The 11,683-nt window shown below is 71.4% G+C and carries 8 protein-coding genes; 3 read left to right on the top strand and 5 right to left on the bottom strand.

The genetic code is table 11. The features are described from left to right. The first annotated feature begins 417 nt into the window (after positions 1-417). Positions 418-1,257 (top strand): oxidoreductase, encoded by an 840-nt coding sequence (locus O1G21_RS10835; protein WP_270142838.1) that lies wholly within the window; start codon positions 418-420, stop codon positions 1,255-1,257. A 197-nt stretch (positions 1,258-1,454) separates the two neighbouring features. Here O1G21_RS10835 and O1G21_RS10840 read toward each other — a convergent pair whose 3' ends face one another. The 5 genes from O1G21_RS10840 to O1G21_RS10860 all read right to left on the bottom strand — a co-directional run bounded on the left by O1G21_RS10840 (position 1,455) and on the right by O1G21_RS10860 (position 7,328). After that, the gene (locus O1G21_RS10840; RefSeq protein WP_270142840.1) at positions 1,455-1,856 is read right to left on the bottom strand and encodes a hypothetical protein; all 402 of its coding nucleotides are present in this window, start codon (positions 1,854-1,856) and stop codon (positions 1,455-1,457) included. A gap of 44 nt (positions 1,857-1,900) precedes the next feature. Then, positions 1,901-3,961, bottom strand: coding sequence for a hypothetical protein (locus O1G21_RS10845; protein ID WP_270142842.1), 2,061 nt, complete (start codon positions 3,959-3,961; stop codon positions 1,901-1,903). An 11-nt stretch (positions 3,962-3,972) separates the two neighbouring features. Then, a complete protein-coding gene (locus O1G21_RS10850; RefSeq protein ID WP_270142843.1) occupies positions 3,973-4,887 on the bottom strand; it encodes a carbohydrate ABC transporter permease in 915 nt (304 codons plus the stop codon). Next, entirely contained in the window at positions 4,884-5,837 is a 954-nt protein-coding gene (locus tag O1G21_RS10855; protein ID WP_270142844.1) for a carbohydrate ABC transporter permease, read from the bottom strand. Before O1G21_RS10855 ends, O1G21_RS10850 begins: the two co-directional genes overlap by 4 nt. A gap of 183 nt (positions 5,838-6,020) precedes the next feature. Further along, positions 6,021-7,328 carry an extracellular solute-binding protein gene (locus O1G21_RS10860; protein WP_270142846.1) on the bottom strand — a complete coding sequence of 436 codons (1,308 nt, stop codon included), beginning with the start codon at positions 7,326-7,328 and terminating at the stop codon, positions 6,021-6,023. 214 nt (positions 7,329-7,542) lie between these two features. Between O1G21_RS10860 and O1G21_RS10865 the strand changes: the two genes are divergently transcribed. Both O1G21_RS10865 and O1G21_RS10870 read left to right on the top strand, forming a co-directional pair. Beyond that, positions 7,543-8,781, top strand: coding sequence for an ROK family transcriptional regulator (locus O1G21_RS10865; RefSeq protein ID WP_270142848.1), 1,239 nt, complete (start codon positions 7,543-7,545; stop codon positions 8,779-8,781). A gap of 197 nt (positions 8,782-8,978) precedes the next feature. Beyond that, a complete protein-coding gene (locus tag O1G21_RS10870) occupies positions 8,979-11,609 on the top strand; it encodes an RICIN domain-containing protein (RefSeq protein WP_270142849.1) in 2,631 nt (876 codons plus the stop codon). The last annotated feature ends 74 nt before the right edge of the window (positions 11,610-11,683 follow it).

Raw genomic sequence — 11,683 nt, forward strand, 5'->3', positions numbered from 1 at the left:
AGGAGGGGAGCCACAGCCGGCACACGGCCACCGGGAAACGGAGCAGCCGGGCCGGGGTCGACGCCTGAGCGGCTGGTACCAGCACCGTCTCACCTCGACGAGGAGGCGCCCCATGGACCCGCACGCTCAACCCTCCGACAGACCGGCCAAGGTGGTCATCGACTTGCCGCGTTCAAGGCGGCTGCCCCCGCCCGGTACGCCCGGCTGCGGAAGCTCGGCCCGATCCACCCGGCCGAGTTCCAACCCGGCCTGCCGGGCTGGGTGGTGGTCGGCCACGACCTCGCCAGGGCGGCGCTGACCCATCCCTCGGCCTGGCCGTTGTCGCGGACTCAGCGTCATATGACTGATGTGCGACGGATGCACCGCACGTGACAGTGATGACCAATGGATCTCACGACAGAACACAAGGGGCTTGACATGACTCGCACGTGGTTGATCACCGGCGCGTCCCGGGGCTTCGGTCGACGCCTGACCGAAGCGGTCCTGGAGAGCGGAGAGCAGGTCCTGGCGACGGCTCGGCGGCCGGAGCAGCTGGCGGACCTGGTCTCCCGCTACGGGGCGCGGGTCCGCACCACGGCCTTGGATGTGACCGACGCGGCTGCGGCCCGTGCCGCGGTGGACAGTGCGGTCACGGCGTTCGGGCGGCTGGACGTGGTGGTGAACAACGCCGGATACGCCAACAGCGGCCCGATCGAGGAGATGACGGACAAGGACTTCCGCGAGCAGTTCGAGGCGAACTTCTTCGGGGTCGTCAACGTCACCCGGGCCGCACTGCCGGTGCTGCGCGAGCAGCGGTCGGGAGTGTTCGTGCAGTTCTCGTCCCTGGGCGGCCGGGTCGGCGGCACCCCGGGCATGGGTGCCTACCAAAGCGCGAAATTCGCCGTCGAGGGCTTCTCCGAAGTCCTGGCCAGCGAGGTCGCCCCGTTCGGGGTGAAGGTGGTCATCGTCGAGCCCGGCGCCTTCCGGACGGACTGGCAGGGCTCGTCCATGGAGCTGCACCCGGTGGGGCCCGACTACGAGGAGACCGTCGGCGCCATGAACCGGTACCGGCGGGAGAACAACGGCACGCAGCCCGGCGACCCGGCCCGCGCCGCCCAGGTGATCATCGACGTCGTCGGCCACGCCGCTCCGCCGCGCCGGCTGCTGCTCGGCGCCCAGGCAGTGACCGCGGCCCTGGCCGCCGGTGAGGCGCGCTCGGAGGAGACGCGGCAGTGGGCCGGGGCGAGCGCCGCCGCCGACTTCCCAGCGGGGCAGTGAGTCATCGGAGCCCGCGCGGCCTCGGCGCCGCCGGAACGGGCCCCGGCCGGCAGCCGGGCCTCCGAGCAGCACCAACCCCCAGTGCCGTCACGGCCCGTCGAGGCGGCCGGCAAGGAGCGGACGTGAACAGCAACCAGCTCGTCGAGGGTGTCGCACACCCCCGGCAGCACACCTCTCCCGCCCCCGGTCGCTCGGGCTCACCGCTGCGCGACTACGTCCTGCACAGCCTTCCCGCCGCCCTCGGCGACCTCTCGGCAGAGTGTCTGACGTACCATCAATTCGCTCACTCCCACGAGCAGATGCTCCGGAGACTCACTCCGCAGTGCCTCTCCGAGGACGACGAGCGGACCGCGCGTCTCCTCCAGCTCGATCTGCTCTTCCTGCTCAGCGGCTACGCGCCCGCAGGGCCGCAGGCCGCACCCCGGGCCCTGGCCGAGCTGATATCCGCCCAGTGCGCCGGGTTCCCCGCCCTGGATCCCCACCTGAGCTATGAACTCCTGATCGACGTCAACTGCGAGGAATACCGGCGCAGCGGGGACATCCGGGTGTTCTCCGCAGGCCGGGACGCCGCTCTCGAACGGGACTTCCACCTCGGCCACCACCTCTCCGAACCATGGGCCAAATCTCTGGCGGCCGCCCGCTCTCACTGCCGGTCGACGATCAGCCAGCCGCGGTGCGGCAGGTCCTGGTCGAGTGCCAGCGTCGCGCCGTCGGCAGTGGTGCGGGCGGTGGCGGGCTCGGCGAGCGGGGCGAGCAGGGTGGCCTCGGCACCGGCCGTTCCACCGGGCACGTGCACCCGCGGGCGCGCCGGGTCGGCGCTGCCGTTCGCGACGGCGAGCCGCCAGCCGTCCTCGGTGCGGGTCAGCTGCGGGATCAGGTGCGGGCCACCGGTGACCAGCGGCAGGGTCGACGTGTCGCCTTCCAGGTAGCGGACCATCGCGTGCAGCAGGCGCTGACCGTCGTCGTCGAACGGCAGCAGTTCGACGGCGGTGGCGGCCAGCACGCCCACCCGGCCGCCGAGCGCGTTGGTGAACACGCAGCGGCCGGCGCCCCAGACCTGCTGCTCCGGTGTGAGGATCTCGGTCCAGACCTCGGCGCCGGCGGCCGGCTGGAGCCGGGCAAGCGCGGGCTGGACGTTAACGCTCAGGAAGGGCCCCTGATCACTGGCACGCGGGAAGGCTGCACCCCGGTCGTCAATGCTCGGGAAGCCTTCCTGATAACTGCCGACCGCGTCGAACACCCGCAGCACGCGTTCCAGCGCGTACGGCCCGGCTGCGGACGGCTCCTCGCGACCGGCGAGCTCGACGACGGTGACGCCGAGCAGGTCGCCGAACCCGCGCTCGGCGAGCACGCGGGCGGCGGTGCCGTCGAGCAGCAAGCCGCCGGCGAGCATCCGGAGGATCTCGTCGTCGTCGAAGGCCCAGGCGAGCTGCCCGAACAGCACCCGCACGGGAGCGTCCTCGGCGGTGACCGGGACGCCGTAGCGCAGCAGGAAGTCCGCGGCGGGGCCGGGGTCGACGGCCAGTTCGCCGAGGTCGCCGCCGCGGGTGGTGCGCACGTGGGCGGCGGCGTCCTGGCGCACGGGCAGGCCGACGCCGTGGGTGCGCAGTTCGCGCGGGGTGCGTTCGGCGAGCCAGTCGAGCGCAGGGCGGGAGCGGCGCAACAGTTCGGCCACCCGTGGGAAGCGCTGGGCGCGGCCGGACTGCATCGGGTGGACGTTGAGGAACATGGCGTCCGAGCCCAAGAGTTGGGCGGTGACCAGTTCAGACCAGGTCTGGGTGTCGGACTTGGACCAGGCGGTGTGCGGCCAGTTCTCGATCTCCGGCTCGCTGCGCACGTGCCGTGGTCGCAGCGCCCGCTGGTACTCCAGCATCCAGATGGAGAAGCTGAGTTCGCGCCCGGGCGCATCGCCGTAGCGGGTGAAGTGCGGGCGGTGGGAGACCTGCCGCTCGATGGCGAGCGCGTCGAACAGGGCCGGCCAGTCGCGGCCCTCGGCCGAGTGCACGCCGGGCTCGGAACTCATCAGGCCGAGCTGCGAGCGCCCGCCGGATGCCTTCGCGACCGCCGCCGCCACCTCGGCTGCCACCTCCAACTGCGCGGTCCGCCAGACCTGTTGCAGCTGCTCGCGCCACGGGTGCGGGGGGCCAGGGGCGGTCACGGCGGCCACCGCCTCCGCGCGGGTGACCTGCCGGCCGACCAGTCGGGCGAGCCGGTCCAGCATCAGGGGTTCGAAGCCGCCGCCCCAGGCCAGTGGCGCGTGGTTGTGGTAGCGGAAGTCGTCCTCCAGCCACAGCACCCGCAAGCCCAGGCCGGCGTAGCGGGCGTAGTGGGCGGTGAGCCAGGCCCGCCAGCGCGGGCAGGCGAAGGACGCCTGGCTGGCGGCAACCGTCCCGTCCGGGCCGACCATCGGAGCGAAGCCGAGCCGGTCGCCCCGGCCCCGGTCGGCGTGCCCGGCGGTGACCCACGGGTTGAGGCTGACGTCGAGTCCTGCTTCCCGCAGCACCTTGGCGGCCGTCGCCGCGGTGTCGTACAGGCGGTCCTCGGCCTCGCCACCGGGGTGGCCGGCGTACCACTCCTCGGCCCCCAGCAGCAGGACGACCTCGTCGACGCCCGCCTCCCGGCAGAACGAGGCGAGTTCGGCGGCGCGTTCGGCGGCGTCCGGGGTGGGGTGGAGCTGGAACCGCAGGTGGTACCTGGCGGGCACGCCGGGCCTCCTCATTTGACGCTGCCGGCGGTCAGGCCGGAGCGCCAGAAGCGTTGCAGGGACAGGAACAGGACGACCAGCGGGATGGCGGAGACCATGGCGGCGGTGATCACGATGTTGAACGGGACGGCCGTCGGGCCGATGGCGCGCTGGGCCTGCCAGCCGACCACTCCGACGGTGACCGGCTGCAGCTTGTCGTTGGCGAGCATCAGCACGGGCAGCAGGTAGTTGGTCCAGATCGACACGAACTGGAACAGGAAGATGGTCACCAGCGCCGGGGTCATCACCCGCAACGCGATCGTCATGAAGATGCGCAGCTCGCCGGCGCCGTCGATGCGGCCGGCCTCGATGATCTCGTCGGGGACGGAGGAGGCGGCGTAGATGCGGGCCAGGTAGACGCCGAACGGGCTGACCATGCTGGGCAGCAGCACCGCCCAGTAGGTGTTGACCAGGTGCAGCTGGGAGAAGAGCAGGTAGAGCGGCACGGCCAGCAGCGGCTGCGGGACGAGCACCGCCGCGAGCACCGTGTTGAAGGTGAACTCCCGTCCGCGGTAGGCGTACTTGGCCAGTGCGTAGCCCGCCATGGCGGAGATCAGGGTGCTGACGCCGGCGCCGCCGACGGCGTAGAGCGCGCTGTTGGCCAGCCACTGCCAGTAGATGCCGCCCTGGTGGGTGAACACCTCGCGCAGGTTGGCGAAGAGCGCGAAGTGGCCGAACCAGAAGCCGTTTCCGCTGAACAGGTCGCCGCTGGTCTTGGTGGAGGAGACCAGCAGCCACCACACCGGCGCCAGGAAGTAGACCGAGGCGAGCGACAGCACGCCGAGCACCAGCCAGCGCGAGGCCGGCTGCCGCTTCGCGCGCGGGGCGCCGGACGCGGCGGACCGGGTGGCGGGTGCGGCGGACCGCACGGGGGTGGTGGTGCTCACAGGGCACCTCCGCGGCGCTGGACGAGCCTGAGGAAGCCGAAGGAGAGCACGAAGGCCAGCAGCGCGAGGATCACCGACTCGGTGGCGGCGGCGTTGAAGTTGTTCGCGTTCACGGCGTCGTAGGCGGCGTAGATGGGGGTGTAGGTGCTGGACAGGTTGGGTGCCACGTTGTGCAGGATGGCCGGCTCGTTGTAGAGCTGGGCGGTGCCGATGATGGAGAACACGGTGGTGAGCACCAGGGCCGGACGCACCATGGGCACCTTGATCCGCCAGGCGATGGCGACGGCCGAGCAGCCGTCCATGGTGGCCGCCTCGCTGAGCTCGGCGGGGATGGCCTGCAGCGCGGAGTAGATGATCAGCATGTTGTAGCCGGTCCAGCCCCAGGTCAGCATGTTGCCGATGGTGGGACCGAGCATGCTGTCGGAGGTCAGGTTCAGGTGCAGGCCCAGGTGGTGGGCGGCGGCGGTGATCGGGCTGAGGCCCGGGGCGACCAGGTAGGACCACATGATGGCGCCCACCACGCCGGGCAGGGCGTAGGGCAGGAAGAAGGCCAGCCGGAAGAAGCGCTTGAACATGGTCGACCTCGCGTCCAGCAGCAGTGCGAGCACCAGGGCGAGCAGCAGCATCAGCGGCACCTGGACCGCACCGATCAGCAGCACCCGCAGCAGTGAGCCGCGGAAGTCCGGATCGCCCAGCGCGGTGGCGTAGTTGGCGAGGCCGGAGAAGGTCTGGGTGGGCGCGGACAGGCCGAGGCCGGAGCGGTGCATCCGGTACAGGCTCTGGTAGACGGTGTAGCCGATCGGCGCCAGGTACAGGGCCGTGAACAGCAGTAGGAACGGAGCCAGGAACAGCGCGACGGTCCGGGCCTGGCGGCGTGCGCGCCGGGTGGGCCGAGCCGGCCGGCCGGCCGGGGCCTGCCGTGCTGTCCGCCCGGCGAGGGCGGTGGTCATGGGTGTTGCCTCTCCTTGATCGGGCCGGGGCGCCCCCGCCCGACCGGTCCCTTGCCGCTGAGCAGCGGGCGGTGTGGGGCCGGCCGGTGGGCGGCCCCACCCCGATCGGGGTCAGACGGAGCAGGGCCGGTCAGTGGGTGGTCCCACACGGTTGGGGGTGGTGCGGAACCGGTCGACGGGGCTTCAGCCGGCGACGGTCAGGCCCTGCTGCTTCATGCCGGCCACCGTCTTGCCCTGCACGTCGGTGAGCATGGTGGGCAGGGTGGTGCTGCCGGTGCCTGCCTTGCCGAGGCCGTCGCCGAGGTCGGTGGCGGTCTGCGTCATGGTGGGCCCCCACTGCCAGGTGGTGGCGATGTGGGCGGTCTCGGCCTTGAAGACGTCGTAGATGGTCTGGCCGCCGTAGAACGGGTCCGGCGCGGAGAGCGCGGGGTTGGCCAGGCCCGAGGTGGCGGCGGGGTAGATGCCGGTGACCTTGATCAGGTTGCTGACGCTGTCGGCGTCGGTGCTCATCCAGGTGGCGAATTCGGTGGCCTCCTTGGCGTGGGCGCAGCCCTTGAGGACCACGGTGGCCGAGCCGCCGTCGTTGCCGTACGCGGGGTTGGCGGCGTCCCACACCGGCATCGGGGCAACCGCCCACTGCCCGGCGCCGCCCTTGACGCTGCTGGCGATGATCGGGGCGTCCCAGACCGCGTTGACGTCGGAGAGGATCTTGCCGCCCGTCATGTCGTTGTAGAGCGAGGGGTCGTAGCTGGGATCGGTCTTCAGCAGCTTCTTGTCCAGCAGGTCCTGCCAGTAGGAGGCGACCTTCTGATTGGCGGCGTTGTTCAGGGACACCTGCCACTGGTCGCCTCCGGTGCCGAACCAGCCCGCGCCGGCCTGCCAGGCCAGCCCGGCGTAGTTGTAGGCGTCGTTGCCGAAGTCGCCGAGATAGACGGACGGGTCGGCGGCATGCACCTTGGCGGCGTCGGCGGCGTACTCTTCCCAGGTGGCCGGCGGGGTGGTGATGCCGTACTTGGCGAACAGGTCCTTGCGGTACATCAGCGCCATCGGCGCGGTGTCGACCGGGATGCCGTAGGTGCGGGCCTCGACGGTGACCTGGTTCCAGGTCCAGCCGGCGAACTGGGACTTGGCGTCGTCCGCGTACTTCGTGATGTCGTCCAGCGCGCCGGCGGCGGCGAAGCTGGGCAGCGTCTCGTAGCCGACCTGGGCCAGGCACGGGGCGTTGCCGGCCTTGGCGGCGGTGAGCATCTTGGTGTAGCCGCCCTTGCCACCGGAGGCGGTCTTGTCGAAGGTGACCTGGATGTCCGGGTGGGTCTTGTTGAACAGGGCGACGGACTGGTCGTAGCCCGGGGCCCAGCCCCAGAAGTCGAGCTTGACCGGGCCCGACGCGGAGCCCGAGCCGCTGTTGCCGCTGGACGAACAGCCGGCGACGAGGGCCGCCGCCATCACGACCGTGAGCGCGGCGGCCATCGAAACAGGTCTTGCCTTCACGTGTATCTCCTCGTGCCCGGATGGAGAACCGAAATCACAATTCGTTCGGTTATTGTTTGAACCAAACCTGTTAAAGTCAAGAGCAGCGACAGGAGACCGTCGACGGCCGTGAGCACAGGCCACCAAGCCCCGCCCGGCGGTCTCGGGGGTGAACGCGCGAGAGGAGTGGTTGGTGAAGGCAGCGCTTCAGGGGTCGGGCGTGCGAAGTCTGGCCATGGCGGGACCCGCCGTCGCCCGGGACCGCTCCTCGTCCCGCCGGGCCAACCTCGGCATGGTGCTGCGACTGCTGCGCGACGAGGGCCCCCGCTCGCGCGCGCGCATCTCCGACGACACCGGCCTGCCCAAGGCCACGGTCTCCAACCTGACCGCGGAACTGCTGGAGGGCGGTCTGATCCGCGAGGGCCAGGCCGAGCGCGACCGCGGCACGGTCGGCCGCCCCGGACAGGCCGTGGAGATCGACGGCAGCGGCGTCCACGGCATCGGCGCCGAGATCAACGTGGACTACGTCAGCCTGCTCGCCCTCAACCTCAAGGGCCAGATCACCGCCGAGCAGCGGATCCCCTTCGACGTGCGGGCCGCCGGGCCCGACGCCACCCTGGACACCACCGCGCAGCTGGTCGCCCGGGGCATCGAGACACTGCGCCGTGACGGCGGACGCGTCGCCGGGGTCACCCTGGCCACGCCCGGTGCCACCGACATGAACACGGGCACGGTCGGCTTCGCGTCCAACATCGGCTGGCGCGACGTACCGGCCATCGCCGGCCTGCGCGAGCGCCTGGGACCGGGCGCCCCGGAGCTGCACCTGGAGAACGACGCGAAGCTCGGCGCGCTGGCCGAGTACGTGACCGCCTCCGCCGACAACGTCCGCGACCTCGTCTACGTCACCGGCCAGACCGGCGTCGGGGTCGGCATCATCGCCGGCGGGCAGCTGCTGCGCGGCGCCGGCGGCTACGCGGGCGAGGTCGGCCACCTCCAGCTGGTGCCCTCCGATCAGCTGTGCGCCTGCGGCCGGCGCGGCTGCTGGGAGACCACCATCGGCCGCGGCGCCCTGCTGCGCTACGCCGCCGACCCCGGCGACCTGGTCTGGGACCCCATGGTGGACCTGGAACGGCGCCTCGCCGAGCTGCGCGACCGTGCGAGCGCCGGGGACGCCCGCACGCTGGAGGCGCTGCAGCGGATCGCCGACAACCTGGCCCCAGGACTGGCCTTGCTGGCCGACATCCTCAACCCGCGGCTCATCGTCCTCGGCGGCCACTTCGCCTTCTTCGGCGAGTACCTGATCGACAGCGTGACCGCCCAGGTCCGCGAGCGCGTGATGGCCCCGAACGCCGGCGGCTGCGAGATCGTCCTGTCCACCACCGGCCTGACCGGCACCGCCCGCGGCGGCGCGCTGCTCGCGCTCGACGCCGTCTACCAGGACCCGACCAGCGCCATGACGCCAGCCCAGCGCTGACTCCCACCAGCCGCGGGCCGTCCGCCTCCAACTCCGGGGCGACGGCCCGCCCTGATCATCATCAGATCACCATGCAGCCGGTTCTCATGCACGGGGGTTGACATCCCTGCCGATAAGTTCGGATTCTGGCGGAACTAATAATCGGCCGCGCTGCCACCCCCCTCCTGCGGGCAGCGCGCAACCGGAAGGATTCCCCCATGAGACGGACGACGTCCCGGCTGTCACGGGCCTCGCTCGTGCCGGTCCTGACCCTGGCAGCGGCAACCTGCCTCCCCCTCGCCTCCGCGCCAAGCGCCTCCGCCTCCGCCACCGCCACCGCCACCGCCACCGCCACCGCCGGCACGGTCACCATCGGCGGCGAGTGCCTGGACGACGCGAACGCCGGCACCGCCGACGGCAACACCATCCAACTGCTCGGCTGCAACGGCTCGACCGAGCAGCAGTGGACCTGGCACACCGACGGCAGCGTCACCGCGTTCGGCAAGTGCCTCGACGTCACCGACGCCTCCAACGCCACCGGCGCCCTGATCCAGCTCTACGGCTGCAACTCCCAGCCCAACCAGAAGTTCGGCTGGCTCCCGGACGGCACCATCTACAGCGCCAAGTCCGCCAAGTGCCTGGCCATGCAGGGCACCTCGATCACGGCCAACGCCCGCGTCGGCCTCGCCCCGTGCACCCCCGCGTCGACCGAGGTCTGGGGCGGCACCTCGGCCCCGCCCGCGCCGTACACCCTCTCGGCGGGCAAGCCCGTCCCGTTCGGCAACGCCGACGACACCCCGGCCGCCGGCTACACCGACAGCAACGGCCGGTTCTACTACCAGTCGGCACACTCGCTGTACGGCGCGACCGACGGCCGCAGCTGGCAGTTCTACAGCGGCTCGAACTTCGACACCGCCACCCGCGCACCGATCAGCAGCGCGGTGAACCCCGCCAACCCCCAGGACAGCAACTCCGACACCACCTGGCGCTGCAACAACAGCCCCACCGGCCTGAGCGCGACCTACGCACCGGCCGGCTCCGGCTACGCCCAGCGCAACTACTGCGACCTGGTCGGGGTCTGGGTCGACCCCGACACCGGCTGGTGGTACGGCCTGGTGCACAACGAGTTCACCCCGCAGCCCTTCGGCGACGGCCTGCACTACGACGCCATCGACTACACCGTCTCCAAGGACCAGGGCAAGACCTGGACCATCGTCGACCACGCCATCACCACCCCCTACAGCACCGTGCGCGGCGACAACGCCACGTTCCCCAACTCCACCTACTACTACGGCGACGGCGACCCACGCCTGTTCGTCGACTACCGCTCCGGCTACTTCTACGTCTTCTACATGTCCCGCGCCGTCGACGAGAACGGCGGCTGGGGCGGCTTCGAGGAGCACGTCGCCCGCGCGCCGATCTCCCAGAAGATGGCCCGCTCCTCGTGGACCAAGTGGGAGGACGGCTCCTGGTCCACCCCCGGCATCGGCGGCGCCGAGAGCGACATCGTCCCCGCCCAGGGCGTCGGCACCGGCTACCTCGCCCCCGGCGACAGCTACTCCCCCGACAACACCGGCAGCATCAGCGCCCAGATCGCCGCAGGCACCATCCCGGCCCCCTCCCAGCTGTCCGTGCTGAACATCGCCTGGGACGCCTACCTGGGCAAGTACATCGGCACCCCCGAGAACGAGGCCGGCTCCAACCAGCCCCAGCACTACTACGTCACCGACGACCTCGCGACCCAACAGTGGACCGACATCGGCACCGCCGGCGGCCCGCAGAGCTCCTGGTACCGCTGGCTGGTGGACTCCGGCAGCAAGACCGGCACCACCGTCCTCGGCCGGACCTTCCGCTCGTACTGCTGGATCAGCTGCTCCACTGGGGACGGTGAGTACTCCGACGTCACGATCGCCCCCACCTCCGCCGCGGCCCTGCCGACCGCGCCGGTCAGTGGCGGCGTACCGTACCAGCTCGCGGCGGGCAACGGCCGGTACCTGGCCCAGAGCGGTGGCACCCTCACCACCTCCGCCACCGCCGGCGCCGCCGCCCAGCAGTGGACCTTCACCCCCACCAGCGACGGCTTCTACACCATCGCCAACGCCGCCACCGGCCAGCTGCTCGCCGTCGACTCCACCACCGACGCCGGACGTGCCTGGGGCGCCGCCCCGACCCTCCAGGGCCACGGCACCAGTCCCACGGTCGGCCAGCAGTGGTCCATCCAGACCATCGTGCAGAGCCCGGCGAGCAGCGGCCCGTCCACCCCCACCGGTGGCTACCGCCTGGTCAACCGCTACAGCGACCTGGCGCTCAGCCTCACCGGCGGCCCCCAGGCCGTGACCACCTCCCCGCAGCGCACTTGGAACAACACGAGCAGCGGCGGCGACACCCGCCCGGTCTCCGCACAGACGCTCACCTTCACCGCGGCCACCGGCACCCCGAGCCTCAACGGCACCCACGTCCTGTCGGTCTCCGGCAAGGCCCTGGACGACCCCAACTGGTCGACCACCGCCGGCACCCAGCTCGACACCTGGACCACCAACGGCGGCCAGAACCAGGGCTGGACCTTCACCCGGCAGCCCGACGGCTCCTACACCCTCACCAACGCCTACTCCCAGCTGTGCGCGGACGACCAGGGCGGCTCCACCACGCCCGGCACCGCCGTGATCCAGTGGAGCTGCACCGGCAACGACAACCAGCACTGGACGGTCAGCCGGCTCCCGTCCGGCGGCTACACCCTCACCAACGTCCACACCGGGCTCCTGCTGACCACAGCCGACACCGCCGACGGCGCCCTGCTGACCCAACAGCCGGACAGCAGCACACCGTTGCAGCAGTGGAAGATCAACTGACCATCTGAACATACCGGTCGTGGCACCACCGTCGCGGGAGTCCCCGCACGGACTCCCGCGGCACGTCCGCCCCG

Source organism: Kitasatospora cathayae (genome assembly GCF_027627435.1).
GTDB lineage: Bacteria > Actinomycetota > Actinomycetes > Streptomycetales > Streptomycetaceae > Kitasatospora > Kitasatospora cathayae.

Coding starts and splice junctions, on each gene's coding strand:
- O1G21_RS10855 (WP_270142844.1), bottom strand. CDS start 5,837: ATGACCACCGCCCTCGCCGGGCGGACAGCACGGCAGGCCCCGGCCGGC.
- O1G21_RS10835 (WP_270142838.1), top strand. CDS start 418: ATGACTCGCACGTGGTTGATCACCGGCGCGTCCCGGGGCTTCGGTCGA.
- O1G21_RS10870 (WP_270142849.1), top strand. CDS start 8,979: ATGAGACGGACGACGTCCCGGCTGTCACGGGCCTCGCTCGTGCCGGTC.
- O1G21_RS10865 (WP_270142848.1), top strand. CDS start 7,543: ATGGCGGGACCCGCCGTCGCCCGGGACCGCTCCTCGTCCCGCCGGGCC.